Source organism: Paenibacillus rhizoryzae (genome assembly GCF_059686995.1).
Map to the genome: position 1 here is coordinate 666,233 of NZ_JCAALT010000003.1, position 26,980 is coordinate 693,212.

Annotated in this window: 28 protein-coding genes; 23 read left to right on the forward strand and 5 right to left on the reverse strand. The window is 52.2% G+C overall.

Annotated elements, in window-relative coordinates:
- Positions 1-19 precede the first annotated feature (19 nt).
- Genes AC6ESO_RS12125 through fosB form a run of 5 tightly spaced genes read left to right on the forward strand, consistent with a single transcriptional unit; the run spans position 20 to position 2,625 of the window.
- Positions 20-532, forward strand: a complete 513-nt coding sequence (locus AC6ESO_RS12125; RefSeq protein WP_497091514.1) for an NUDIX domain-containing protein — start codon at positions 20-22, stop codon at positions 530-532.
- Positions 533-550: 18 nt separating this feature from the next.
- Entirely contained in the window at positions 551-1,042 is a 492-nt protein-coding gene (locus AC6ESO_RS12130; RefSeq protein WP_497091515.1) for an NUDIX domain-containing protein, read from the forward strand.
- Positions 1,043-1,073: 31 nt separating this feature from the next.
- Entirely contained in the window at positions 1,074-1,553 is a 480-nt protein-coding gene (locus tag AC6ESO_RS12135) for an SRPBCC family protein (RefSeq protein ID WP_497091516.1), read from the forward strand.
- 36 nt (positions 1,554-1,589) lie between these two features.
- Complete coding sequence (locus AC6ESO_RS12140) at positions 1,590-2,177, forward strand: hypothetical protein (protein ID WP_497091517.1); 588 nt, start codon at positions 1,590-1,592, stop codon at positions 2,175-2,177.
- Between the two features lie 25 nt (positions 2,178-2,202).
- A complete protein-coding gene (fosB, locus tag AC6ESO_RS12145; RefSeq protein ID WP_497091518.1) occupies positions 2,203-2,625 on the forward strand; it encodes a metallothiol transferase FosB in 423 nt (140 codons plus the stop codon).
- Positions 2,626-2,651: 26 nt separating this feature from the next.
- Here fosB and AC6ESO_RS12150 read toward each other — a convergent pair whose 3' ends face one another.
- Together AC6ESO_RS12150 and AC6ESO_RS12155 are read right to left on the reverse strand one after the other, a co-directional pair.
- On the reverse strand, positions 2,652-3,026 hold the full coding sequence (locus tag AC6ESO_RS12150) for a VOC family protein (protein WP_497091519.1): 375 nt from the start codon (positions 3,024-3,026) through the stop codon (positions 2,652-2,654).
- A gap of 81 nt (positions 3,027-3,107) precedes the next feature.
- Positions 3,108-4,514, reverse strand: coding sequence for a sulfatase family protein (locus AC6ESO_RS12155; protein WP_497091520.1), 1,407 nt, complete (start codon positions 4,512-4,514; stop codon positions 3,108-3,110).
- A 129-nt stretch (positions 4,515-4,643) separates the two neighbouring features.
- Between AC6ESO_RS12155 and AC6ESO_RS12160 the strand changes: the two genes are divergently transcribed.
- From AC6ESO_RS12160 to AC6ESO_RS12175, 4 genes are read left to right on the forward strand one after another with little or no spacing between them, the layout of a single operon-like run.
- On the forward strand, positions 4,644-5,696 hold the full coding sequence (locus tag AC6ESO_RS12160; protein WP_497091521.1) for a formylglycine-generating enzyme family protein: 1,053 nt from the start codon (positions 4,644-4,646) through the stop codon (positions 5,694-5,696).
- Entirely contained in the window at positions 5,693-6,238 is a 546-nt protein-coding gene (locus AC6ESO_RS12165) for a GrpB family protein (RefSeq protein ID WP_497091522.1), read from the forward strand. The genes AC6ESO_RS12160 and AC6ESO_RS12165 overlap by 4 nt, the downstream gene beginning before the upstream one ends.
- Complete coding sequence (locus tag AC6ESO_RS12170; protein ID WP_497091523.1) at positions 6,235-6,477, forward strand: hypothetical protein; 243 nt, start codon at positions 6,235-6,237, stop codon at positions 6,475-6,477. Before AC6ESO_RS12165 ends, AC6ESO_RS12170 begins: the two co-directional genes overlap by 4 nt.
- Before the next feature lie 37 nt (positions 6,478-6,514).
- Positions 6,515-6,985: a GNAT family N-acetyltransferase gene (locus tag AC6ESO_RS12175; RefSeq protein WP_497091524.1), complete on the forward strand. Its 471-nt coding sequence runs from the start codon at positions 6,515-6,517 to the stop codon at positions 6,983-6,985.
- On the opposite strand, the gene AC6ESO_RS12180 is transcribed toward AC6ESO_RS12175, so the two are convergent.
- On the reverse strand, positions 6,974-7,420 hold the full coding sequence (locus tag AC6ESO_RS12180; RefSeq protein ID WP_497091525.1) for a GNAT family N-acetyltransferase: 447 nt from the start codon (positions 7,418-7,420) through the stop codon (positions 6,974-6,976). The two genes, AC6ESO_RS12175 and AC6ESO_RS12180, sit on opposite strands and share 12 nt — an antisense overlap.
- Before the next feature lie 110 nt (positions 7,421-7,530).
- Here AC6ESO_RS12180 and AC6ESO_RS12185 point away from each other — a divergent pair, with 110 nt between their 5' ends.
- From AC6ESO_RS12185 to AC6ESO_RS12195, 3 genes are read left to right on the forward strand one after another with little or no spacing between them, the layout of a single operon-like run.
- Entirely contained in the window at positions 7,531-8,037 is a 507-nt protein-coding gene (locus tag AC6ESO_RS12185) for a GNAT family N-acetyltransferase (RefSeq protein ID WP_497091526.1), read from the forward strand.
- A 24-nt stretch (positions 8,038-8,061) separates the two neighbouring features.
- Positions 8,062-8,541 (forward strand): GNAT family N-acetyltransferase, encoded by a 480-nt coding sequence (locus tag AC6ESO_RS12190; protein ID WP_497091527.1) that lies wholly within the window; start codon positions 8,062-8,064, stop codon positions 8,539-8,541.
- Between the two features lies 1 nt (position 8,542).
- The gene (locus tag AC6ESO_RS12195; RefSeq protein WP_497091645.1) at positions 8,543-8,995 is read left to right on the forward strand and encodes a GNAT family N-acetyltransferase; all 453 of its coding nucleotides are present in this window, start codon (positions 8,543-8,545) and stop codon (positions 8,993-8,995) included.
- A 185-nt stretch (positions 8,996-9,180) separates the two neighbouring features.
- Here AC6ESO_RS12195 and AC6ESO_RS12200 read toward each other — a convergent pair whose 3' ends face one another.
- Positions 9,181-9,669 (reverse strand): YhjD family protein, encoded by a 489-nt coding sequence (locus AC6ESO_RS12200; RefSeq protein ID WP_497091528.1) that lies wholly within the window; start codon positions 9,667-9,669, stop codon positions 9,181-9,183.
- On the reverse strand, positions 9,666-10,931 hold the full coding sequence (locus tag AC6ESO_RS12205) for a DNA polymerase IV (RefSeq protein ID WP_497091529.1): 1,266 nt from the start codon (positions 10,929-10,931) through the stop codon (positions 9,666-9,668). Before AC6ESO_RS12205 ends, AC6ESO_RS12200 begins: the two co-directional genes overlap by 4 nt.
- Positions 10,932-11,331: 400 nt before the next feature.
- Here AC6ESO_RS12205 and AC6ESO_RS12210 point away from each other — a divergent pair, with 400 nt between their 5' ends.
- From AC6ESO_RS12210 to AC6ESO_RS12260, 11 genes are all read left to right on the forward strand, one after another.
- Positions 11,332-11,427, forward strand: coding sequence for a YgaP family membrane protein (locus AC6ESO_RS12210; RefSeq protein WP_497091646.1), 96 nt, complete (start codon positions 11,332-11,334; stop codon positions 11,425-11,427).
- Positions 11,428-11,820: 393 nt separating this feature from the next.
- Positions 11,821-12,147, forward strand: coding sequence for a hypothetical protein (locus AC6ESO_RS12215; protein WP_497091530.1), 327 nt, complete (start codon positions 11,821-11,823; stop codon positions 12,145-12,147).
- Positions 12,148-12,206: 59 nt separating this feature from the next.
- Positions 12,207-12,644, forward strand: a complete 438-nt coding sequence (locus AC6ESO_RS12220; protein ID WP_497091531.1) for a hypothetical protein — start codon at positions 12,207-12,209, stop codon at positions 12,642-12,644.
- 422 nt (positions 12,645-13,066) lie between these two features.
- Positions 13,067-14,860, forward strand: coding sequence for an alpha-L-rhamnosidase-related protein (locus AC6ESO_RS12225; protein ID WP_497091532.1), 1,794 nt, complete (start codon positions 13,067-13,069; stop codon positions 14,858-14,860).
- A gap of 176 nt (positions 14,861-15,036) precedes the next feature.
- Positions 15,037-15,945, forward strand: coding sequence for a creatininase family protein (locus AC6ESO_RS12230; protein ID WP_497091533.1), 909 nt, complete (start codon positions 15,037-15,039; stop codon positions 15,943-15,945).
- Complete coding sequence (locus AC6ESO_RS12235; protein WP_497091534.1) at positions 15,945-18,245, forward strand: family 78 glycoside hydrolase catalytic domain; 2,301 nt, start codon at positions 15,945-15,947, stop codon at positions 18,243-18,245. The genes AC6ESO_RS12230 and AC6ESO_RS12235 overlap by 1 nt, the downstream gene beginning before the upstream one ends.
- Entirely contained in the window at positions 18,242-19,456 is a 1,215-nt protein-coding gene (locus AC6ESO_RS12240) for an amidohydrolase family protein (RefSeq protein ID WP_497091535.1), read from the forward strand. The genes AC6ESO_RS12235 and AC6ESO_RS12240 overlap by 4 nt, the downstream gene beginning before the upstream one ends.
- A gap of 14 nt (positions 19,457-19,470) precedes the next feature.
- Positions 19,471-21,663 (forward strand): glycoside hydrolase family 36 protein, encoded by a 2,193-nt coding sequence (locus AC6ESO_RS12245; protein WP_497091536.1) that lies wholly within the window; start codon positions 19,471-19,473, stop codon positions 21,661-21,663.
- A gap of 108 nt (positions 21,664-21,771) precedes the next feature.
- Positions 21,772-23,442: an extracellular solute-binding protein gene (locus AC6ESO_RS12250; protein ID WP_497091537.1), complete on the forward strand. Its 1,671-nt coding sequence runs from the start codon at positions 21,772-21,774 to the stop codon at positions 23,440-23,442.
- Between the two features lie 40 nt (positions 23,443-23,482).
- Positions 23,483-25,282, forward strand: a complete 1,800-nt coding sequence (locus AC6ESO_RS12255) for a sensor histidine kinase (protein WP_497091538.1) — start codon at positions 23,483-23,485, stop codon at positions 25,280-25,282.
- Positions 25,260-26,861, forward strand: a complete 1,602-nt coding sequence (locus AC6ESO_RS12260) for a response regulator transcription factor (protein WP_497091539.1) — start codon at positions 25,260-25,262, stop codon at positions 26,859-26,861. The genes AC6ESO_RS12255 and AC6ESO_RS12260 overlap by 23 nt, the downstream gene beginning before the upstream one ends.
- Positions 26,862-26,980 lie beyond the last annotated feature (119 nt).

Sequence of the window (26,980 nt, forward strand, 5' to 3'; positions counted from 1 at the left end):
CAAGAGAAAGGAAGTCCCCATGGAGCTAAGACAAATGGCAACGGTGTTCTTGTTTAATGACAATCAAGTATTGATGATGAAGAAAACAAGCAGCAGGCTGTATCAGCATGCGTTTTATTCCGGGTTAGGCGGGCATCTGGAGCCAAGTGAGCTTCATGCTCCGAAGACAGCCTGCCTTCGAGAGATTCAGGAGGAGTCGGGCATTTCGGAGCACAGCATCCATGAGTTGAAACTGAGATATATGTTGCTGCGTGTGAAGGAAGGGGAGATCCGGCAGCAATTTGTCTATTTTGGACGGACAAGCGATAGGCAATGCATGCCTTCTGAGGAAGGCGAGCTGCTGTGGGTCGAAGAGGGGGAACTGCTTAACCTACGCACCTCGAAAATCATTCATTTCATGCTGCAGCATTACTTCGCTCACCGTGAGTCCGATGAGGTTATGGTTGGGACGATCGCTCTTAATGATGCACAAGAGCCTATCATGCAATGGTCGCGATTGTTGGAATCGGCGATAGGATGGACAACCCTATAAAAGGAGGATGACGGCAGGATGTCGTTTCCTATTCGAGTCAGGCCTACCGCTCTAATTATCGAGAATAATCATGTTCTGCTCATCGAATACAGCGAGCATCGGGATCGGCTTCATTATAATCTTCCGGGCGGAGGTGCTGAGCCAGGTGAATCCGTTACCGAAACGCTGGTTCGCGAATTGCGCGAAGAAGCCAATGTCGAAATCGATATCGGTCCGATCGCCTTTGTGTACGAGTTTGCACCGCATCGACAGTCGGGGGAGTATGATTCGGTGACTCCTAGTCTTAATCTTATTTTTGACTGCTCGATTCAAGAAGGATCCATACCTAGATTGCCGGATTCCCCCGATCCGATGCAGGTGGGGATTCGCTGGGTAAGTCTTCAGGAGCTCGAATCCATTACGCTGTATCCCAACATGAGTAAACATATTATCGAATACGCCCGCGCGAAGAGATCCATTGCCTTGGTTGAAGACCATCAACTAGAACGGTATGCTAATAACAGGCAATAACTTGACCTAACTCAAAGGAGCTGTACTCAAAATGATCCAAACGACGTTGATTGCTGAACCGGGTAAACAGGAGTATTTTATGAGCGTTACGTTCGATGCACCGCGCGAACTTGTTTTCAAAACCTATACCGACCCGAATACGATTGCGGAGTGGTGGGGGCCAAGACGCTTGACCACGACGGTGGACCAAATGGATGTCAGAAAAGGCGGCGTATGGCGGTACGTTCAGCATGACAGCAAAGGCAATGAATACGCATTTAGCGGGGTCTATCATGAGAGCCTTGCGCCTGAGCGGCTTGTACAGACCTTCGAATTTGAAGGCATGCCCGGTCAAGCCGGTCTTGTAGTCGTAACTTTCGAAGAGCTTCCGGACGGCAAAACGAAGCTGACGGAGCAATCGATCTTCCAGTCGCTTGCCGCCCGCGATGGTGTGATTCAATCTGGCATGGAAGCAGGAGCGAAGGAGCTATTTGAACGTTTTGCCGAGCTGCTGGCGAAGCTTCAAGCCTAACTCGAATCCACAACGAATGAGTGAGGTGGGAACGAGATGTCGCCATCTTTGATGATGAGAAGTGATACGGCCTATACCTTGAATTTTCTGGTGTATATTCAAAATCTGTATCTAAACCAACGAAGCGGGCAGGGCGAGGACCGCTATACATTTCCTTATCTTTCGGGACGGGAGATTCCGTTCTTGGCTGATTTTGAGAGGGCGTTTGCGAAGGTGTGGGCCGAAGCCGCTACAGCTCGGATAGCCGAGGAGCCCTTTCATGATTTGAACATGTTTAAAGCGCATAGGGAGCTGGTATACGAAAGGCTGTTCGTGCAGGAGGAAGACAGTGATCGCCGCTATCAAGAGATCCATCAATCCTTCCTTGCTTGGTGGAACAGCATGGCCGGGAGGTTTGCGCTGGAGCAGGCTTTTGACAATCGAAAGCTGTACGCTGCATTGAAGGCTGCTGTTCAAGCGACCGGCGGCGAAATCCGCAAAACGTTCGATATTAGCATTCTGTACGACGCTTGCACGCTTGGGAATGAAGAGGTATTCTCGTATTTTGCGATTATGCCGTTTGTGGATTGCTTATTGAAAGAGGAAGTCCTCGTGGCTAAGTTGATGGCTTGTTTACATCATTAGAGATTTATACTGGGAGGAGATAACTATGCAGCTGGAACGTATGAATCATCTTTGTTTCTCTGTATCCAGTTTGGAGCGTTCCGTTTCCTTCTATGAGCAGGTGTTTGGTGCCAAGCTGCTTGTGGCCGGGCGCTCACTTGCTTATTTTGATTTATTCGGGTTGTGGATTGCCTTAAACGAGGAGCGGGACATCCCGCGGAATGAAATCCATCAGTCTTACACGCATATGGCCTTTACGATTGCGGAAGCGGACTTCGATGCTTGGCTTGCGAAGCTGGAAGGGCTTGGTGTGAATATATTGCCGGGTCGGTCAAGGGAAGCGGAGGATCGTCAATCGATCTATTTCACCGACCCGGATGGTCATAAGTTCGAGCTTCACACGGGAACGCTGGAGGAGCGAATGGCACATTACCGAAACACGAAGCCGCATATGACGTTCTACACGTAAGGCTCTTTCGGTGCTGAAGCTGGTGCTTATTTCCATTCCAGAAACTCTAGTCGATTGCCGAAAGGATCAGCCACATAGAATCGTGTGACACCTTCGTCTGCCCGTGCCTCATCGTCGATGACTTGAATTTGACTGCGGAGCAGATGCTCGCGCAAAGCTTGGATGCCGCGAACGTGAAAGGCCGGATGGGCTTTGGTCGCGGGGACAAAATCCCGCTGAACCCCGATATGGACTTGGTGGATGCCGCATTGAAACCATACGCCGCCGCGCTGGCGCAGCGGTTCAGGTTTGGTCAGCTCCGTCCAGCCGAGCACATCGGTGTAGAAGCCGCGAGCCGCTGATTCGCAGCCTTCCGGTGCTGCGAGCTGAACATGGTCGATGCCGTCGTAATGGTAAGGCATGAGGTAGCCTCCTTGAACTCAGCCCCAACTTGCAGAGCTGAGTTGCGTAGTTAATCTTGTCGTTACATGATTATTCCTGTGCTAGTGCAGCGCTTCATCTCCGACATCGTGCATGAGCTGCTCCATTTCAAGCGTGAGCGCTTTTACAATCTGCTCGTAGTTTGGAGAATAGTAGACGTTGCTCAGCTCATACGGGTCCTCGGCTAGATCGAACAATTCCCATTCCGGCGGCTTCGATTCGTCGCGGGAGCCTGTTGTACCGAGCGCTTCGGCGTAGTAATAAATAAGCTTATAGCGCTGCGTTCTCATCCCGTAATGGGCGTACACCTCGTGAGCACCGTCAAGATGCATCCAATAACGATAATACATGGAAGTTCTCCAGTCGGACGGTGTTTCGGCGTTCAGTACGGATCGGAAGCTCCGACCTTGCATCGTTTCCGGGATCGGGAGGGCGGCGTAGTCCAAGAAGGTAGGCGCGAAATCGACATTCAAAATCATCGTGTCGCTAACCGTACCGGCTTGGATGGCCCGAGGGTAACGAATCAGGAATGGCATGCGCAGCGATTCCTCATACATAAACCGTTTATCAAACCAGCCATGGTCGCCTAAGAAGAAGCCTTGATCGGACGTATAGATGATAATCGTATCGTTTGTTTCGTCTTCTTCATCCAAGTAATCGAGCAAACGGCCTACATTATCGTCGACGGAGGCAATGCAGCGCAAGTAATCCTTGATATAACGCTGATATTTCCACTTCTTCTCCTGCTCCGGGGTAAGTCCTGCGGGCGGTGCGCCTTTGGTATCTGATTCATGCAGATCTTCGATGCGCATCTTCGCATTCACGGCAGCCTGAGAGCGAGTGGCATAATCGTCGTAAAAGGTTTCCGGCTCCGGAATATCGGTATCTTCGTATAAGTGCATATGCTTCTGATCCGGTTCCCAGTGACGATGCGGCGCCTTGTGGTGGCACATGAGCATGAACGGCCGTTCTTTGTCCCTGTTCTTCAGCCAATGCAATGATTTATCTGTAATAATATCCGTTACATAACCGTCAACCTGCTGAGAGACGCCCATCTCAATCATGACGGGATTATGGTACTCCCCTTGGTCAGGCAGGACGCTCCAATAGTCAAAGCCGGTCGGATCGTAGTTGCCGCCGTGGCCGAGATGCCATTTGCCGACAATCGCGGTTTGGTAGCCGTCCTTCCGGAGCAGTTTCGGAAAGGTCGTCATGCGCCCATCGAGGGGGTCGGCAAGCGTTTTAACTCCATTGATATGATTGTATTGCCCTGTTAGAATGGCTGCGCGGCTCGGTGTACAAATCGAGTTGGTGCAGAAGCAATTGTCCAGACGCATGCCGCCTTCTGCGATACGGTCAATATTCGGCGTTACATTGATTTGGCTCCCATAGGCGCTGATGGCGTGGGATGCGTGGTCATCTGACATGATAAACAGAATGTTCGGTCGTTTCGGAGTGTTCGTGGTCAATTTTCATCTCTCCTATCCTCTTGAAACGTTTCGATAGATTCACAGTTATTGTATAATATTCCCTTGGAAGCGTCTACAACGGGTGCCGTTTGCGGCAGTCCGATTCCTATAAGCTTGGAGATGACAGAGATGGCAGAACAACTTAAATCCTGCTGCTGCGCAAGCAGAGGCGATGCTTCTGTAGAAGCGCAGACGTCGGCGTCTGCGTCGGAAGGCGGGAGCAGCGAAAGTGCGAATCAACAGCGGTTACCGGAGCTAGAGCCGGAGCCGGCGTCATCTCCACAGGTTGACGAAGATATGATGCTCATCCCCGCGGGAGAGTTTCTGATGGGAACCGATGATGCGGAAGGTTTTCCCCAGGACGGTGAAGGTCCAATCCGCAATGTGAAGCTGGATGCGTTCTTCATCTCTCGTTACGCGGTTACGAATGCGCAGTTTGCTCAGTTTGTGGCAGCAACCGGTTATGTGACGGAGGCGGAGAAGTTCGGCTGGTCGTATGTGTTTCACCTTCTGGCCTCTGAAGCTACTCGTGAAGCAGCGGCCGGTGTACCCCAAGGCTCGCCATGGTGGCTCGCGGTGAACGGAGCGTATTGGGCGCATCCGGAAGGTCCGGACTCCAATATCGAGGAGCGGGCGGATCATCCGGCCGTGCATGTGTCTTGGAACGATGCCGCAGCCTATTGCAGTTGGCGAGGCGGGCGACTGCCGACCGAGGCGGAGTGGGAGTATGCGGCAAGAGGCGGTTTGGTGCAGCGGCGGTACCCGTGGGGGGATTTGCTGAAACCGGACACCGAGCATCTGTGCAACATTTGGCAAGGGAAGTTTCCGGTCAAAAACAATGCAAGCGACGGCTACCACGGAACTGCCCCTGTAGATGCCTTTAAGCCGAACGGCTACGGGCTGTATAACATGTCCGGTAATGTGTGGGAGTGGTGCAGCGACTGGTTCACGCCGCAGTATCACCGGGTTACATCAGCGGTTAGTCCTCACTATACGAAGCCGACGCATGCGCGTTCCATGCGCGGGGGTTCCTTTCTATGCCACAAATCATACTGCAACCGGTACCGGGTGGCGGCGCGAAATTCCAATACGCCGGACAGCTCGACCGGGAATTGCGGTTTTCGAATCGTTAAGGCAGTTGGCTTGGGCGAAGGCGCTGGCGAGGGAGGCAATCGGGTGTGAGTGATCCGATTATTATTGTTCCTTATGATGCCGAGTGGGCACGCGAGTTTCAGGAGATTGGTCTTCGTCTGCGCGAGGCGCTTGGCAAAACGGCGCTGCGTATTGACCATATCGGCTCGACATCGGTTCCCGGACTGGCTGCCAAACCTGTGATCGATATTCAAGTTTCGGTCCGTTCGCTTGAGCCGGTGGATGTGTATCGTCACGGTTTGGAGCAGCAAGGCTATATATTCAGAGCGGATAATCCCGAACTCACCAAACGTTACTTCAGAGAAGGAGCAGGTATGCGGCGCACGCATATACATGTCCGAGAAGCGGGCAGCTTCGGGGAACAATTCGCGCTGCTTTTCCGTGATTATCTGAGAGCGCATCAAGATGAAGCAGTGGGTTATGCCAATGTGAAAATGAACCTGATGGCGCAGTTCGCGCACAATCGCCATCGCTACGTTGATGAGAAAGATCCTTACATCTGGGCGATCATGCGCAGGGCCGGCAGCTGGAGTCAAAGCATAGGCTGGAAGCCGGGAGCATCGGATCTATGATGAAGGTTGATTTTGCGGCTTGGAAGCATTATTTTCTGCATAATCAGCAGAACTTGAGGGCGATTGATTGGGCGGATTCGTATCGGCTGACAGAGGCCGAGCGAGCGTGCATCCAGACATCCATTCAGCAGTTCCAGCTCGGCGAGAGCTCCGAAGGACTGTTTTTCGAGCCGGCGGATACCGATTCTCTGATTTTCTGGCTGCATGTCGGAAGGAATTTCGCTTATCAGGCAGCATAGCCGCCGGGGGATCACAAACAGGGAGGACGTATGAAGGATGATGCGGATTATCGAGCTGAGTGATCAGCCGCAAGCTTTCATCGATGAGGCGATCAGTTATATCTGGAACCAGTGGGGCAACGAGCACAATTATGCGTTCTATCGCGACTGTATCCTACATTCTCTGCAAGCAGATGTGGATGTGCCGAAATTCTATGTAGCCATCGATCAAGAGAAGGCGCAGTTTATCGGCATATGCGGCGTGCTGCGCAATGATCTTATCAGCCGGCAGGACCTGTTCCCGTGGCTCGCTTGTCTCTATGTAGACCCGGCCTACCGGGGCAAAGGGCTTGGCAGCCGCTTAATGGCGCACTTGGAAGAAGAGCTTGCCGTCAAGGGTTATACGCAGCTTTACTTAAGTACAACCCTTGACGATTATTACGAGAGGTACGGGTGGAGCTACTTCAGCCAGGGCTATTACATGGATGGGAGCAGCACGAAAGTGTATCGCAAAGGGTTAGGCGGATAGAGCCCAGTAAAGCATCCCGTCCTGCGCGTTCGTTTGCTTCATGCCGAGCTTCTTCAGCACGTTGATCGAAGCGAGATTATCTGCGAGGCATTCGGCGATGATCGTTTTAACTTGGGAGGTGGAGAATGCCCAGTCCAGGAGAGCACGTACACTCTCGGTCGCGTAACCGCGATTGCGAGCGGAAGGGACGAAACCGTATCCGACCTCCGCGATGCCTCCGGCAGGTTTCCCTTTAAACCCGATGTCGCCGAGCACTTCACCGGTTGCGGTGTCGGTCACCAGCCACACGCCCCAGCCAAGCAGCGTGGGATCGAGCTTCACCTGCTCTATGTAACGGCCGATATGTTTCTTGTCTTGGATATAGGCTTCGAAGTCATTCGCGTTCAGGGCGGAAACCGGGAGCAGCGTGAGTCGTTCGGTTGTTACGGTAAACATGAATTCGGTTCACTCCTTATGCAAACTACGTTTTAGGGCACATGTTCAATCATAGGGGCAGGGTATGGTTGAACACAAGCTTTTATGGAAAGAGGAGGGAGAGGTTAGCCATGATTGTGGTCAAAACGATTATGCCTGACGAAGTAGAATCGTATTGGCGATTGCGGCTGGAAGCGCTGCTAGACAGTCCGGAAGCGTTCGGGGCGACGTATGAGGCATCGGTTGACACGCCGATTGAATCGGTTAAGGCACGGATTCAGGTGACCGAGGATCAGTATATTCTAGGTGCGTTCACGGAGTCCGGGGAGCTTGCCGGCATGGTCGGGTTTCGAAGGGAAGAGTCCGTCAAGACGAAGCATAAAGGCTTCGTGTGGGGGATGTACGTGTCTCCGGCAGCACGCAAGCAAGGTGTTGGACGACTGCTTCTGCAGGAGCTGCTGAGCCGGGGGCGCGAGCTGGATGGGCTGGAGCAAATCAATCTCATGGTCGTCACGGGCAACGAGCGGGCAAGAGGTTTGTATCTGTCGCTCGGCTTCGAAGTGTATGGCTTGGAGCGCAGGGCGCTTAAGTATAAAGGGATTTACTACGATGAAGAACTAATGGTCTATACCATCTAAATTGGAATAGGGGAGGTTATCAGAATGGTGGTTGTTCGCCCATATAGGGAGTCGGATTTAGAGCCGCTCACCGCGCTGATGGCTGATCTGGGATCGCCTTCGACGCCCCAGGATATGAGGCTGCGCATGGCGCATATTGAGGGAAGTCCGAATTATTTTACATTCGTGGCGGAGCTTGAAGGTGCTGTAGTTGGCATGGTCGGCCTGCGGATGCAGTTCAGCTATGTCAGTAACGACGTTAAAACGCAAGTATCTTCGCTAGTGACGAAGAAGGAGTTTCAAGGCCGCGGCGTGGGCCGGGCGCTGCTTGCGCATGTGGAGCAGTGGGTGCAGGAGCAAGGCGGGCAGTTTATCTACTTGAACAGCGGGATCAAGGAAGAACGACTGGAAGCCCATGAATTTTATAAGAAGCGGGGCTACGCCATCACGGGCTATCGGTTTGCGAAGAAGCTCGGCGGATTGGAGCTAGCGCTGGCGGATAAGGATGCGCCCACAGATGTCTAAGCTGAGAATTCGCTCAATAGGTGAAGACGAAGAGCTGCCTTACGAGCTGCTGCTGCTGGCTGATCCGGAGCGGCAAGCGATTGACGCTTATGCCGGGCGAAGCACCTGCACGGTGCTGGAAGAGGACGGGCAGGTGATCGGCGTATATTTGCTGCTCGCCACTAGGCCGAAAACCGCCGAAATCATGAACATCGCCGTGCGGGAAGACCGTCAGGGCAAAGGATACGGCAGGAAGCTGATCGAGCATGCCGTGCAGAATTGCAAGGAACAAGGATATCGCGCGGTTGAGATTGGGACAGGCAATTCCAGTCTGGCTCAGCTGGGGCTTTATCAGAAATGCGGGTTTCGCGCGGTAGGCGTGGAGACGGACTATTTCGTAAAGCATTATGCGGAGCTGATTATCGAGAATGGCATTCTTTGCCGGGATATGATCCGGCTGAAGATGGACTTATAGAAAAAAGCCCCAAATCGAAGTGCACCCCGCTTGTTAGACATCCTCTAACAAGCGGGGCTTGTTCATAATGACTTTAAATTACGCTTTGCGACTTACAGTACTAGATTCGCAAGCGATGGGGCTGATGTCTCTCTCAAAAAAATGCTGTTCCGATTAGGGTTAATCGGAACAGCATTTTTATGCAGTCACTTCTTATGGATAAGCCCGTTGAAATGTTTTTCGAGCTGGGCGATATATTTTCCTAGCCGTGTACTAATTTCAGACCTCACTAAAAACCTCATTAATGCAAATTTATGTTCATAACCTCGATAGTAAAATTTATAGTGTGCGGCATCGTCAACGCGTTCTTCCTCAATGACTTTAATTTGATTTTCCCTTAATTCTTTGCGGATCCCGGCCAAGTCTGCATGGATGGCATTTAACAGTGTGTTTGCAGCTGCCGTATAAAGTGTCTTTAAGGAGTGGTTCGACCTCTCGATCTCAAGCCGATTGTTCTCAACCACCGTCATCATGATCGGTAAAAGCACGGAGTCACGTACCATTATCAGGATCTGTTGAGGTACCTTCTGGGATGCGCCCTTATCCGGGTCGCTAAGCTCGTTGAGCTGATCACGATGCTCGGGAGAAATAAACTTTGTGCCCCAACGGCCATTCCCCTCGAGAAATTTGCTCATTTATAGTGCCCTCCAATTTTTTGAGCTCGCTCGCGCGCCTGCCCGGATTTAAGGAGCGATGCGGCGCTTAAAATGGCCGCCTCGCCGAACCGATCTTTGATTTTATCTTTGGTTGCGGCGAGTGCGTGCTGTCTAGGTAAGTCCTCAAAAAGGTCCAGTTGGTACACGCTATTGTCTGTTAGCTGGGAAAGGTCCACGGCAAGATGAGTCAGTGGATTACCGTCCCAGTGCGACATAAACAGCTTGTGTGCAGCTGCCAGTATGTGATGCTCTAAGCAGCTGGAACTATCCAAGGTGGTTTGGCGACTGAAGCCGCTGGATTTAACCCCGTTCGTTGTGCCCGCGCTGACCGTGACTTTGCGCCCTTTATACTTGTGGTATCGGCTTGTGCGGCATACCTCGATTACGAGCTCGAGCAGCAGCGGTTCGATGTCAGATAAGGTTTGGTAAAGCACCCAAGGCAAGGCGCGACCTCTGGTGACCGACTTCGGCTTGCCAAACGCTCCGGCTACGACAGGGCTCGGGTCAATGCCGCGCGCAGTCTGCCAGTAATAGATGGCCTTAATATCGCTCTGTTTGCCCATCCTTTGCTGCATCCGCCGTTTAAAGTCATGCAGCTCCATTCTGGCTAAATCGCCAATCGTGTTAATGCCCATGCGTATAAAGTGCACGGTCATGCGAGAGGCCACCATAAACATGCTGCTGATGGGCAGTGGCCATAACTCGGATTCGATATTTTCGTAATCCAGTGTAAAGATCCCGTCGGGCTGCTTTTTGGCGAAATTGTCCGTTGCTGTTTTCGCCAATATCTTGGTTGGCCCGCAGCCAACTCGCGTCCAAACCCCGGTTGAGAGCAGCACCTTGTTTTGCATCTGATTCGCGATATCGAGGGGAGGGCCGTAAAGCGAGACCGATCCGGTGACATCCAGAAACTGTTCATCGATCGAGAAAGGCTCAACAAGCGGTGTGAATGTCTTATATATCTCCGTAATGAGCAGGGATACGTTTATATAGGTCTGCATCCTTGGCCGGATCACGACGAGCTGGGGACACTTTCCGACAGCTTCGCCCAACCGCATGGCTGTGGAAACGCCGTAAGATTTAGCAAGCGGGCAAGCAGCTAAGACGATCCCCGATTTGCGATTTGGATCGGCACCTACCACGATGGGCTTATTCGCATGCTCAGGGTGCGAAGCCTTCTCTACCGACGCATAAAAGCTTTGACAATCCGCCAACATGATTACCCGATCTTTAGCCGACATCGCGGATCACCGGCTCATGTGCCAAAATGTTTTGAAGCTTAAATAGCCGAGGCGCGCCTGATTCCAGGCAAGTTGCTCGTACATGCGTATGTGTAACTGCGCGTATAAGGATTTGTCTTTTGGTTATCCGGTCGTTTCTGTCCTGATAAATGATAACTACGGCCATCCCGATATATTTGCTGAGATTTGATTGTAATGATGGCATTCTTATTCGCCTCCATACGAACGTTTGTTCTTTATTATACTACAAACATATGTTCGATATGCAAGGTATGTTTCTGGAATTTTTTGAAGAACCTAAAAAATGATGATTGTGTGATGATGTCAAAATTGCTGTGACAATTTTCAAAATTCATGAGGAAAAATGTCTTAATTGATGAGAAATGGATTTTAAATCATAATCGGCGTAGCTCCAATTATAACGGGGACTATCAGATATTGCCCCGTTAGCGCACTTCTTGGTGTTTCCACATGTAAGAAAACAACAAGAAATTAATCCTAATTCTAAGGTATTCGCTTACAGTTTCCGGTATCAAGCTTGGCTTGGCACTTACTGGTCAAAGTGTCACCAGTATACGTACACAAAATGAATATTTAAAATCATAAAACGGGAAAATAAATAAAGTGCTTAGAGGAGGGATGCAAAAAATGTATACCATTTTGGTACTCATTGGTGCTGCCGTATGTGTATTCTCATTGCTTAGTTCAATTTATTTTATACGTAAACAGCAGCATAATACCTTGGATAAAAATACCAGTATGACTACCGTTAAACATCCGGTAATATCCAATCCGATTGTGCTTGCGTACTTCGCACTTCCAGTTCTTATAATTTTCGGTGCGATTATATGGACACTCTTTTGGAGATAGCGGTTAAGGAGGATTTTATATGGAAAAAAGAAAATATTATGTGTCGGTTCAATCAAAATGTATTATGTATAATCAAGGCGATGCTGCCTATGAATTAGAGATTTATGCGTCTGAAGATGAAGTCGAGAAGTTAAGAAGTTTATTTGAGGAGTGGGAACGAGCCGAAGAGCATACGTATTTCCGTGCGCAGTTTCCGGGCATACCCTATCATCATGACAGTGAAAATGACGAATATGATATCGTACTAAAGGAAATTTATAAAATGATTAGCGATATTGGCACCGAAGAAACTAAGAACTTTATTGCTTCAATGGATTTACAAATGGGAGCACCTAAAGAGTTTTAAGCAGCTTATTGTCTCTTTTTACTAGACTAATCAAGGCACGAATATTGAGAACAATTAGTATGAGACTGATGAAAACCATAGCCAATATCATTGAACAACTTGAAGAGTGGTTACAGCATACACGATTTCATGGAAATCATTACAATTTGCACCTTCTTCCTTATAATCGGCTTCATCTATCGGAAGCCACCTGGCGGCTTCTTTCCCGTCCTGATAGCGAACCCTATCCGGAGGGTCGACCGACATCGAACAGCCGCCTCTTTAAAGAGGCGGCTGTTTTGCATTTTGAACGCGACACCGTGTTTATTGTTTATCAATGTTGGAATAACGGCTCGATGAACACATTAAAGAGTTTGTCTTTACGGGGGTGGAGATCGGTCTTTCTAACGGAACGTTCCCTAGCCCTTTTGTTTAACGTCTCCGGATACACCATGCTTCTTATCATCCTGCGAAGGAAATGCTCAACTCATGGCGCTAAAAAAGATTTTCCCAAATAATTAAGTTAAAAAAGGATGGCAGGTGCCATCCTTTTTTAATGGATTAATGTGGTGTCGGTTGACAAGAACTATGGTTACGCGCATATTTATCGGAAGGCGCCCGGTAGTATGGATTCAGAGGTGATATGGTCGTTTCATTTTGACGGTGAAGAGACATTTGAGAGCATGGAACGCAATCTTCAAGATATGGTCTTGGAAGAGGGCAACCGACTCATAATCAAGAGCCATGAAGGGGTCACAGTGAGAAATTGGACCGGTGGATTCACGCAATTCTCAATCTGACAAAAATCTACCCGAATGACAAGAGGATCGTATTTCGCAAGAAGATGCGTTTTTCTAAGATTAGAATAGAAGTAGCTAGCGATTCCTATGCTGCGGTTCATTCGTTCTTACAAAATTGTACGTGGAAGGTGCATCCATTAATGAAAAGATCCTTTACTCCTGCCTCCCGAGAGCTGGTTCCCGACGGTTTCTCGCAGGTCGTGCTGCAGCCTGGTCAAACCATAAGGTTTGATTTTAGCTTGAAACGCGCGGGTTTGTTGTATGTTCTACTGGGAGGGGCTTCACCTGCATGGGAGCGCATTCGCTATGCGTACACAAGCGACGAAAGACTATTCTCCTCGCTCTATAAAGGCTTCGAGGATGAAGCATTGCTGTCCGGCCGCTTCCCCTCGTATGTGCGCATGCGTCCTTTCGGTATGCTGAGCCAATTCGTTGCGCAAGGCGAAGGCGTCTATTTACTAGAGGATGACTTGACGGTACTTCGCTATCTGGAGATTGAGAATCGTTCAAACGAGCCGCTGGAGATCCGCAAGCTGTGGTTGGCATATACGGCGGCTCCTTACAAAACGGTCGGCGGGTTCGAATGCGACGATGAGCTGATTAACGAATGCTGGGCGATTGGCGCCTATACGACGGAGATTTGCAGTCAGCCATCCATGTACACGCAGCGCGAGCTTAAGGGACCGTTTTCGGACTATGTCATATGGGACGGGGTGCGGCGGGACAAGGATATTTGGGGCGGCGATCTCAGGCCGGCATCGCTTACCGCTTTATATGCATTCGATAGACCTGAAATTGTTAAAAACACGCTCGAGCTGCTGTTAAGCATTCAGCATACAGATGGCGAGGAGAAAGGCATTATTCCGGGCAGCGGCGCATACGGCCAGATCTTCTATGAGTGGACGATGTGGACGGTCGTCAACCTGTGGGAATATGTTCTATTGACGGGGGATATAGGCTATTTGCGCGAAAACAAGAATCGGCTGCTCGAAGTCGTCGCTTGGATGAACAAACGCATGGATACTGATGGCTTGATTAGCGGACTCAACAGCTGGATGTACTCCATCGACGCACGCGGGAAAATCAGTGGGCTAGCGCTTGCGCAGAAAGCCGCTTGGGATGCGCTCGTCCAACTGTTCGCATTAGTCGGCCATCCGATGCAAGCTTATTGCCGCGAGCAGGCTGAACGAACGAAATGTTCGATTCTATCCCAGTTCAGCGTCATAGGCACGTCGCTGCTGACCATGCTGCCCGCAGGCACGAAGCAGAGGAATCGATTCGCAATTGATGGCAACTTGTGGGCGATATTGCACGATGTAGTGGAATTGTCGCGAGCAGAAGCGATTTTGCATGAGGTGCAGGAACAGTTCTGGACGGAGCGCGGATCGATTAACGTCGTGCCGGTGTTCGAGGAGCCGCTAGACGGCGCGTGGTGGTGGAATGTCCTGCCGAAGGAGGTGGCCGTATGGCGGCATAACGATACGATATGGCCGTACATGTCGGCTTATGAGGCGCTTGCCAGCTTTCATGTGGGACAAACGGATCGAGGACTCGAGGTGATGCGGCGCGTCGGATCAAGCCATCTGAACCAGGGACACCGTACGTATTGGGAAATGATGAACCGCGACGGCAGCCTGCCTGTCGGAAGTTTTGGCGACACATTGTCGCTCAGCCACGCTTGGGGAGGCTCCTCGAGTTATGGGCTGCAGGCGTACGTTGCCGGTATTCAGCCGCTGACACCGGGGTTTGCCAGCTTCAGCGTCAAGCCTTCCTTGGGCGGACTGAAGTGGATCAAAGCGGAGGTGCCTACACCGCATGGCATAATAGAAATGGAAGCAGAGCGGAACCGAGGGGGGCAAGTGAAGGGAATTGTGCGCCACCCGGGAACCATTCGCTGCAAAGCAGGCGAAGGGATGGAAATCTTCGGCAAATAGCAGCTGTTCAGCGCACAAGAACGTCAACAGTGACGTCTTCGTTCAAGCGGGCAAGATCGTACCTGAAAGTAAAAATGTTGTTCTTACCCTGGCGTCGGGGCTTACCTATCATAAAGGTGAGCCCCTTCTTTGTATATTTAGGGGATAGACTAGTCAGATAAAGGAGTCGATTCAGAGTGAGCGATAAGCTGCCCCGCAACCAAATTCAATGGGAACTCATGCTGCCGCAAGAATTCCGCAACGCGCAGGCGAAGCTTCCGATATTGTTTATGCCCCTTGGCACTGTGGAATGGCATGGCGAGCATAATGCGCTGGGACTTGATTCTCTCAAAGCCCACGAGCTGCTTGTTCGTACGGCCGCCCGTGCGGGAGGTGGAGTCGTGCATCCCCCGTTGTATGGCGGAATGGGCGGACTTGATAAGCCCGCGACGGTCATCATGGAGCCGGAGATGGCGTGGGAGAACGTTATGCTTCGCACATGGCTGGAGCAGTATTGCTATGAATTCCACCGCAACGGCTTCAAGGCGATCATTCTGCTCACCGGACATTACGGTCATAACCAGCAAATCGTCATTCGCGAGACGGCTGTACGTATGTCAGAGAGGTTGCGGATTCCCGTATTCGGCTCGCCGGAATACTGGCTTGCGCTTGATGAAGGGTACCTTGGCGATCATGCTGGCATTGGTGAAACCTCTCTGTTATGGGATTTGCATCCTGATCTCGTTCAAATCGAGCGAATTCGGCATGATTCTGACTACAGTATAGGAGGGATCATCGAGAATGGCTCGTCGCCTGAGCTAGGAAGACGATATGCAGACCGTATTGTCGAGCGGTTGTCACGCTTGGCGCAGGAAATGACGAGCTGGGACGATACGGTGCTGGATCGCTATATCAGCAGCGAGCGGGCCATTGTGCAAGCGCAGGTTAAGGGCTGGAGGAACGTGGGCGGCTGGGAGTTCTGGACGCATATTGCCGGTTCGGAATTCGTGAATTACGGTCATTACCTCGTGGAAGGAAAGTTCGAGGAGATCGAGCGGATGGCAAAAGATTTCGGAAGCCTTACACTTCCCAGGGAGCGAACATAATGACGGAAGCGGCATGGATTTGGTATCCCGATCAAACGGCTGTACAGCCGAATATGTACGTGGATTTTAGAAAAAAGGTTGCATTGGGGCATGTGAACGTCATCGTGAAGGTGTCGGCATGCCAAGAATATCAACTATTCGTAAACGGGCAATTGGCCGGCAGAGGACCGTCTCCTTGTTCGCCGGAGTGGCAATATTATGACGAAATCAATATCTCGTCCTTCCTGCAAGAGGGAGAGAACGTCCTTAGCGCGGTTGTCTATCATTTCGGAGAGAAGGATATCGTCATCAATCAGATGCAAGGTCCCGGAGGCTTCTGGCTGCAGCTGGAGTCGTCGGCGGGCGAGGTGCTGCTAGCCTCGGATGCCTCTTGGTCCTGCCGGATTTCACCACGGTGGGAGACACGTAATCATCGTATCAGCCGGTGGGGCGGGTTTAATGAAATTTATGTGGTTGATCGCGAGGATGGCTGGCATGAGAAAGAATATGCCCAGGAAGGCTGGCTGCAAGCCGGCATCGTAGCCCGCATCGACGATTCGGAGAGTCCTTGGACGCATTTAATCCCTGCGGAGATTCCGCCGCTGCGCCTGGAGCGGGTGTATCCGAAGGCAATCATTCGAACAGAAGCCAACTTCGGGAGCGTGACTGGCGAAGGCGAACTGCTCGCGAAATCGCCTGCTGGCGGGATGACGATCGATTGCTCGGAACCGTATTCGCTTCCGGGTGTCGTCTTCGATTTCGGAAGGGAGGTTGTCGGCCGACCTGCACTCATAATTGAAGCGCCGGAAGGCGGTGTCGTGCGGCTGGCGTACGGGGAATCGCTGGAACTGCAATATGTTGATACGTTCGTGCTTCGCCGCGGCGCCAATTCGGTGTCGACTTATGGACGAAGGGCTTGCCGGTTCATGCAGCTTTCCTTCCTTGCGGCGTCTCAGCCACTGACGGTGAAGGAGCTTGTCTTCGAGCTTCAACATTACGACTTCAAGCAGCAAGGGGCATTCGTTACGAGCGAAGAACGATTGAATCGGATTTGGGACGTAAGCTGCTATACGACGCTAATGAACAGCCAGGATCACCTCGAGGATTGTCCATGGCGCGAGAAAGCGCTATGGGTGGCCGATGCCGTTGTTATGGGCAAGGTGATCTACCATGTATACGGCGATACCGCCCTGCTGCGCAAGTCGCTGTTGCAAGGGGCGCGTATTCAGAACGAGGACGGATCCATTCCGGGAACGGGACCGGAACGCAACGCGCAAATGCTGACCGATTTCTGCGGACACTGGCTGCTTGGCGTGCGCGATTATTGGCGCTATTCCGGCGATTGTGCAACAATCGAACAGCTTTGGCCGAATTTGCTCAAGCTGACGGATTGGTTCAGCGCTCAGAAGGACGAGACGGGCTTGTTCGCCCGGGCGGACCGGCCGGGCTGGTGGTGCTTCATCGACTGGACGGTGCATATCGACAAGCGGGATAAGGTGACGTGCATCAATGCGCTGTTTGTTGCGGTGCTGGAGGCGATGTCCGAGATGTCACTGGCACTGGGTAAATCCGAAGTGAGCGTCGCTTACCGTGAACAAGCTGATCAGCTGAAGTTCGAAATCCGCAGGCAGCTGTGGCTGGCGGGCAAAGAAGCGTTCACCGATTGCCTGATCGGCAACACGCTGTCGAATAATCTGTCTTTGCAAACGAATTTCTTAGCTGCTTGGTGCGGCATTATGACCGAGGCGGAGACGACTCGCTTCATCGAGCGCTATTACGATACGAATGCGCTTGTTGAAATCAAAGGTGCGTTCTTCCAGCATATTGTTCTGGAGGTATTCGTGCGGATGGGCATGACGGGCCGTGCAATGGAGCTCATTCGCGGTTATTGGGGAGCCATGGTAGATCGTGGAGCAACCACATGGTGGGAAACGTTTGACGCCTCGACGCCGCACGGCGTAACGCCGAGCACCTACGGCGGCAACGTCCCAACTTACCTGTGGGAAGGCCCGCTGGTCAGCCAGTGTCATGCGTGGGGAGCATCTCCTGCTTATATTTTGCATCAACTGATCAGCGGGATTGACGTGCTGCGATTGGGGCAGGGGATCATCCGTCTTCGCAAGCCGGCCGACGAAGGGCCTGACCGCTTATCGGCCGCGCTGCCGACTAAGAACGGTTTGATCCGCGCCGAGTGGAAGCGGGAGAACGGCGTCTATTCGGGCACGGTCACCGTGCCTTCTGTCTATCAGGTCGTCCGTGATGAGGATATGCCTAAAGCCATAATCATTCATTTCGAGAAGGAGGCTGCGGTGCAGCGATGATGCAGACAACGAACAATGATTGGAAAGCGTGGCTGGACGTTCTCAACGCCAAGCCTGTCTATAGCACGCATGAGCATCACCGGGAAGCGTTCAGCCAGCAGCAGCTGGATCTGGATCTGCTGTTCCAGTGGTCCTATGTCGGCTGGTGTGGACCTACGCCTGCTGCAACCTATGAAGCGCGGACGGCATGGCTCGATAAAATCCGCTTCAATACGTATTTTCAATGGCTTGAGAAAGCTATCATGCGCATCTATGGTATTGAGGAAATCACTGCAGACAATTGGGACGACGTTTCGCATGCGATTCGGCACGCACATCTGGCGGATGCCGACTGGCATCTGAATCTGATGAAACAGCATGGCGGTTATACAGGCTTTCTGGAAGACTGCTTTTGGAATACGGGCAGCGATGTCGGGTACCCCGACTTCATTACGCCGGTTTATCGGCTCGACATGTGGATGATGGGTTACCATCCGGAATCGCTGACCAATGAGCGTACGACGATTCACGACCAATTCGAGCAGCCGCCGACCTTCGCGCAGTACATAGAACGGTTCGAGCATGAGCTGCGCAGCCGCAGGTCTTCTATCGCCGGCTTGAAATGCGCATCCGCTTATCAGCGGACGATTGCATTCTCTGATGCGTCGCGAGAAGACGCTAAGGCTGTCTTCGGAAAGCAACCGTCCGAGACGACCGAGGCCGAGCGGAATCGGTTCGGCGATTATATGCTGCAGGTTGCCCTTAGCCTCGCGGCGGAGCTGGAGCTTCCTGTGCAGATTCATACCGGGCTCGCAAAACTCGGCGGGTCCAATCCGCTCCTGCTGGAGCCGCTCATCGCCGCGCATCCGAGCAATCAGTTCGTCCTGTTCCACGGCGGCTTTCCATGGACCTACGATACGGCGGCGCTTGCGCACAATTACGACAATCTCGTCATTGACATCAACTGGCTGCCGCTCATCTCAACCACTGCTGCGGAAGATGCTCTTCACGTCTACGCCGATGTACTGCGGGACAGCGGCAAGATTGCATGGGGCGGCGACACGTGGACTGGTGAAGAAGCGGTCGGTGCTTCTATGGCCTTCCGCCATATTTTGGCCCGCGTCTGCGCGGACAAAGTGAACAGCGGCGCATGGCGATCGAAGGATGCGGAGCGGTTTGCCGACAAAATCATGCACGAGAACGCCTACAAGCTCTATCAAATCAAACGGTAAAGGAGATGCAACGCGTGATAGAAACGGTAACCGGTATAAGCAAACGAAAGATCGAACATCAAGGCATGAGCATGGAATTTCTGGAGAATGAGACGGCTTGTGCCATGGATGTGCTAAATACGGTGGAAGAACGATTCGATCGCTTCGCCAGTATCCCGGTCGTGCCTTTCCAGCTCGGCGTTGAAGGTGTCGGCCGCCTGCTCTTCCCTGTACCGCCAAACGGGAGCACGATTCTGCCCGCGCAGATGATCGCCAAGTCCAAGGAGCAGAATGAAAAAGGCTTTCGCATTACGTACGTCCATGAGCAACAAGCGATTGAGGTCACCGTTGATTACGAATTCGTGCCGGGCTGCGCGGTCATACGCCAGCATACATCCGTGACGAATACGGGCAGCGAACCGCGTAAGCTGACCTACTTTTCAGCGGCGCTTCTTAACGGGCTGGCAACGGACGGACTGAAGGATTGGCAAGCAGCAGACAAACTACGACTACATTATGCGCATCAGACCTGGCATGGGGAAGGCCAGTGGCGCAGTCAGAATCTTGAAGAACTGGGGTTGTACCATCATTCGCCTCATCCGCCGTCCAATACAATCCGATTTTCCTCATACGGATCATTCAGTACGGGCAAATATTTGCCCATGTTCGTGCTCGAGAATAAGGAAACTGGAAGGGTATGGTACGTGCAGCTAGAGACCTCTACTTCTTGGAATGTGGAGATCGGCTACCGCGGCTCATGGGCAGGACCCGAAGGCTGCTTGTACCTAAGTGCTGACGCTGGAAGCGAGCGCTTTGGGAATTGGAGCAGGCTACTTGCACCAGGGGAAACGTATACGAGTGTTCCGGCAGCCTTCGGTTGCGCGCTTGGGGACTTCAATGAGGCAGTCGGCCAATTGACTCGCTATCGGCGTCAAATTTTAAAGCCGGCCAATGCTTGGGAGGGAGAATTTCCTGTCGTCTACAACGACTTCATGAACGGTATCTGGGGTCAGCCCACTCGCGAGCGCATAGAGCCGCTCATCGCATCCGCTGCCGAAGCGGGGGCAGAAGTGTTTTGCATTGATGCCGGCTGGTTTATGGAACATACCGAGGAGCCTATGCAAGTGCTCGGTGAATGGGAGCCGGTCGACGAACGCTTCGGAGAAGGCGGGCTGCAGCAGATGCTTCGTGACATTGAACGAGCTGGCATGACGCCCGGAATATGGCTCGAGATCGAGATGTGCCATGAGCGATCGAAGCTGTTCGCCAAGCCGGATGCGTGGTTCCTGCTGCATAACGGGAAGAGAGTCGGCGGCCCGGACCGTGTATTTCTCAATTTTACTTATCGCGAAGTTAGAGCCTATTTCCATCAACTGTTTGATCGATTGGCAGCAATGGGCGTCGGCTATATCAAAAACGATTACAATGACTATATTCCACATGCTGACAGCTCGGATGGGCTATCGAAAGACGGCGTCCGCGAGAATTTGGATGCGTTCTATGCCTTTATTGATGAAGTGAGGGTGAACCATCCAAATTTAATATTGGAGAACTGCGGTTCTGGTGCGATGCGTGAGGATTACGCGGCGCTCGCGCATTTCCATGTGCAGAGCACGAGTGATCAGGAATTTTACGAGCGTTATCCATCCATTCTGATGGGGACGCAGGCGGCTGTCCTACCGGAGCAGTCCGGCATATGGAGCTACCCGTACCCGCTGCCTTTCCTCGAGCAGAAGCAGCCGGAACTCGTCTATAGTCAGGCCTATCAGGAAAGCATGAAGGACGGCGAGCAGACGATCTTCAATCTTGTGAACGGCATGTGCGGGAACCTGGTGCTGGCCGGACATCTCTATGCCGCGGACGTATTCAACATGGCACTGATTCAGCAGGGGCTTGAGATCTATAAGCGTGAACGCGCGCAGATCAGACAATCGGTTCCCGTCTATCCGACCGGCCTTGCGAGACTTGGCGATACGAAGGGATGGGCTTCATTCGGGCTGTTCAATGGCAGCGAGAACCGGATGCTGCTCGCGGTATGGAAGCTGCAGAGCACGGAGGATGTCTGCGAAATTCCGCTTGAACGCTGGTTCGGCCGACATGCCAGGGCAGAGCTGATCTATCCAGCGAGTCCGGCGGAAACGCAGTTCGCTTTCCATCCCCATCTTGCGAAGCTGTCCGTGCGGATTTCAGGCATGAACAGAGCGCGTTTGTTTGTGATTAGCGGGTAGTTCCCGTAGTTCCCCACTGATGGAACGCCTTCCATCTTTTGTTTATGAGCCCTGCCTGAGTAAATGATATGATTCATATATATTGTTTTCTTGGGGGGCGAGGGTAAGGTGAAGATTCATAGATTCAGAGGTTCCTATTCATTCGGTTTCGTTTCCCTTCTCGCTATTGCTCAGATGGCCGGCTGCGCTTCGCAAGCCGGGAAATCGCCAAATACCGAGCTGTCCCGGCCAGAGACGGACGGCCCTGTCACTCCTTATGCCGAACCGGTCACGATGACGGTCTGGGCAGGGATGAACGACGTTATGCGATTCGCATCGGGCGAAAGCATAGACGATAATCTGCATACACGCTATATGAAATCTTTTCTGAATCTCGAATTTCATAATAAATGGGTGGCGGACGGCGGAAAGATCGGGGAGAAAATTGATCTCGACATCTCCAGCAACGATCTTCCCGACGCCGTCCAAGTAAACGTGGAGCAAATGTCCCGCCTGATCAAGAACGGTCAGGTCGAGGATTTGACGGATGTATGGAACAAGTACGCACTGCCTGGTCTGAAGGCGAACATGGGCTACCAGAATCGGATAGCGTTTACACCTGCAACGAAGAGTGGACGCATCTTCGGGATTCCGCTTCCCTCGGATATGGGCAATTCCATAGCATTAATGTATATACGTAAGGATTGGCTGCGTAACCTTCATCGCCAAGTGCCGCGTACGACTGCCGAGCTGAACGAGCTTGTTCATGCGTTCGCTTCGCAAGATCCTGACGGCAATGGGAAGAAGGATACCTGGGGCGTTGCTTTTGAGCAAGCCGCTGAGGGCGGCTCAGTCGGCTTGCCGGGTGGAATGACAATGGACGCGCTTGCAGCAGGCTTCGGCGTTTACCCGGAGCTATGGGTAAGCTCTCCTGACGGCAAATTATCGTACGGCACAATCAGCGATCGGATGATTCCCGTTCTCTCCATGCTGAAGGACTGGTACGATTCCGGCGCCATCGACCCGGAATTCGCCATTAAGGACTTGAACCGCGTATCCAAGGATGTCGCGGACGGACGAATTGGCATCGTATTCGGACCGTTTCATTACCCCCTATGGCCGCTTAAGGATGCGCTCAAGAACAATCCGAATGCGGACTGGATTGTCGCGCCTATTCCGAGCGTGGATGGGAAAACCGCTGTGCCTAAGGCGCTTCCCTTCTCGGGAAGCTGGGTCGTGGTCCGCAGCGGCTACGAGCATCCCGAAGCGTTGATCAAGGCTCTCAACGTTACCTACATGATGCAAGCAAATATGGGGGAACCGGGTAAGTTCTGGGACGAAGCGGGCAAGGGCGTCTACAAGGATATGTCCGCGCATCTGTACATGAAGCCCTACTTGTTCGATTCACCTGTTCGGAACTTGCAATCAGGCAAAGAAATTCATGCGGCGCTTCAGTCGGGCGATGAAACCAAGCTCGTTTCCACATCAGCCCGCAATATCTATGCGAACTTTATTCAATCCAAGGATAAGCTGGACGCCTGGACCTTCCGCAAAATATTCGATGAGTCGGAACTGGTGCTGAGCAGTTACCCTAAGCTGCAGTATTCGGCCTTCTTCGATGCGCCGACACCGGACATGCTCACTAAAGGAGAAGCGCTCGCACGCCTCGAGCACGAACAATTGACGCGAATCATCATGGGCTCACCTCTGGACATGTTTAGCCAGTTTAAGGAGAAATGGGTCAAGCTCGGCGGGGATGCGATCACTCGGGAAGTGAATGCCTGGCAGCAAAAACAATGAGGCTCCGACTAGCGGAGCGCGGGCAGGAAGGCGGAGGACAATGGGATTGAGAGGGTTGCTGCGCACAGGCGTGTTTCGTAAAATGTTTCTCGGCTTTCTTGCGGTCATGATTCCTTTCACCGCGATTTGTTATGGCGCCTTGTGGGTGGCGGGCAATGCGCTGTCCAACCAAGCGCAGCAATCGGCGCATTCGAAGCTGCAGTTTTTTATGGATTACTTGCAGGAAGAGCTGCGCAACGTGAATCAGATGCTCATCGCCCTGAATAACGACGCTGACATGCCGGCGGTTTATCTACATCAGCATGACGGTTTTGATTATGAATTCGTGCAGCTGACTGGCAGTATCCGGGCCAAGATGAAGATCGTTAATTACTCCAGCGATTACGTCACGGACGTCTTTCTGCTGCTTCCCCAGTCGAAGATCAAGTTGTCCGTCAATGAAGGGGTGACGTCGATCGGGGCGGCGGACGAAACCATTCTTCGCAGGCATATGAATCGTACGGACGAGATGGTGCGTTATATCGGCAATGATACCATTACCTATTCCACGGCGGTCACGGACGGTAGCAATACCAATGTCCTGTACGTGCTCGGAACGAACCTATCACAGAAACGCATGATTGCGACGATGAACAAGCTGGACGACAACAAGAAGTTTAACGTGTTTCTTATTGATGACGAAACGAGGAAACGAATCGGCGACGCAGATTCGGAAGCACTTGACCGCAGCATCTACGATCAGCTTGAGGAGGACGAGACTAGCCGGATTCAAGTTGACGGGAAAGCATATCTCGTCCAGCGCTCGACGGACCATAACTTCACGCTGGTGTCCTATATCGCTGAAAGCAGCATTTTGGCGCCGGTCGCCGTCATCTGGAAATGGTACGTGGGCATCTCGATCAGCATGATTCTGTTTGCGGTGCTCTACTCCTGGTTCACCTACCATCAAATTCATAAGCCGCTCCATAAGCTTGTGCGGACGATGCGCGAGGTGGAGATCGGGAATTTGAATTCTACCTTGCCGGTCAGTCAGAAGGACGAGTTCGGATTTGTCTATAAACAGTTCAATAAAATGGTCGGGCAGCTCCGAAGCTTGATCGAGGAAGTGCTCGAAAGCAAAATCGAGCGGCAGCAAGCAGAGCTGAAGCAGCTACAATCGCAGATTAACCCGCATTTTCTGTTCAACTGCTTCTACATCGGGTATCGGATGGCCAAATCCGGCGAGATGGGTCAGGTGGCAAAGCTGTGCAAGTACTTAGGGGATTATTTCCGTTTCGTCACCCAGCAGGGATCTCGCGACGTGGCTCTGATGGAGGAAATCAAATACACACGTACGTATTTGGAAATCCAGAAGATGCGGTTCTCCAACCGGCTCGAATTCGAAATCGATATTCAGTCAGGACTTGAACGTATCGAGGTTCCGGGCCTGCTCTTGCAGCCGCTTGTGGAGAATGCGCTCTTACATGGGATCGAACGCGCGGACCGGCCTGGTTTACTGCGCATTACCGGTTACGTGGAAGGTGATGTCTTACGGTTGGATGTGAAGGATAATGGTCGCGGCATGGAAAACGAGCAATGGCTGAGGCTGCAGAGCCGTCTGGAGAAGTCCGTGAACAGCTCGGATCATTTTGGCTTATGGAATGTGAATCGCAGGCTTTATCATCTGTACGGCGAGGAGAGTCGGATCATGCTGGAGAACGGTGCGCCGGACGGGTTTACATCCTCGCTTCGCATTCCGCTATGCAAGCTGAAGCAGCAGCCGGAAGCTATTCATCCGAATCCGTTCAAGCCACTAAACCAAGAGGGAGTGAGCGGCCATGTACAGACTGTTGATCGTTGACGACGAGCCGGCGATTGCGGAGGGCCTTGCAGAGATAATTACCGAGCTAGGGCTGCCTCTAAGGGAAATCAGCTACTCGTTCTCGGCGAACGAAGCGCTTCGCAAGTTCGATCAGGAACCGTTCGATATCGTACTGGCGGATATCCGCATGCCCGAGATGGATGGACTGCAGCTCGTTCAGCGTCTTAGGGAAAGATGGCGACATACCGCAGTTATCTTCCTGACCGGTTTCTCGGACTTTGATTACGCGAGACGCGCGCTGCAATTAGGAGCGTTGAATTATTTGCTGAAGCCTGCGGAGGACGAAGAAGTCGTGGCGAGCTTGAAAGAGGCGATAGCCCAGCTCGACCTAGTCTACCATATGATGCTTTCTCTAGAGGAGGCCGAGCGTCTGTCCCGTCAAGCGATTCCGCTTATGCAAGACAAATGGTGGGGGCGCGTGCTTCACGGCGAAGTGAATGTGAGGACATTGTCCGAGGCGGCTTTCCGCCAGAAGCGGATTCCGCTTTTTGTGTCCTTGCCCGTATGGACGTTGATTGTGCGCATCGACGATTTCGGCAAGCGGTTTCACAACGAAGACGAGTTTTTGCTGCTGTTTGCGGTGCAAAACATGCTGCAAGAGCTATGGGCGGGACAATATCGCGTGGAGTCGTTCCGCTTCGACGGCTGGTTCGTGCTGCTGCTGCAGACGGAAGATCAGGAGCAGAGCAGGGAGCAGTGGAGCGAGCGGGTGTCGATTGCACATGAAACCGTTCAACGGGTGCTCGGCATCACCTTCTCTATGGTGCTCACGCCTGAGCCGTCCTCATGGGACAAATGGCCCGATGCGTTCTGGTATGCTGAATCCGCGCTGCGATTGTGCGCATTCAGCAGCACGCTGCTCGTCACGCCGGAGCGTGACAAGGCGACGGCGATCCACTACCAGTTGCTGCACAAGATCACGCAGGAGTTGTCTGAGGCGCTGAAAGCCAGGGATGAGGCAAGGTTCAAGCGCTGCCTGGACAGTGCTTTTGCGATAAACGGCCTAGAGCTCCCAAGCCCGGAGCAGCTGGCCATCCATTACATAGCAATCGCGAACCAGCTGTCGCAGTTCTTGTTGCTCTATAATTTGCAGAACCAATTGGACCCTCAGACGGCGGATCGGCTGGGCAACTTCAAGTCTCATCGGGACGTCGGCTCGATGAAGAGCTTCCTCATCCAGCTTTTTAATCATATCTCGAACAAGATGGGGGAGGTTCGCGACAATCCGTCCGATCTCTTGATCGCGCAGGTCCGCGCTTACATTCATCAGCATTTAGACGAGGACCTTTCCTTAAACGCGCTGGCCAAGCTGAAGTATGTCAGTCCGTCCTATCTGTCGCGCCTGTTCCACCAGATTACAGGTGAACAGCTGATGAGCTATATTACCCGTGTTCGTATGGAAGAAGCCAAGAAGCTGCTGCTGGACGATCGCTATCGGATTCAGGACATATCCGAGAAGCTCGGCTTCCAGAGTGCGAACTACTTCTCCAAGGTGTTTCGCAAAACCGTTGGCATCCCGCCGCAGGATTTTCGCTCGTCCTCGTTATCGAATTCATAGCTTGAAACGGCGGCTCTCACACGGGAGCCGCTTTTTTACTGCTTCGTATCGCTTTAATTCACGCAGAAGACAAAATCGTGCACAAACGTAAAGACTTTCTTCTTATGGGCTATAGCGCA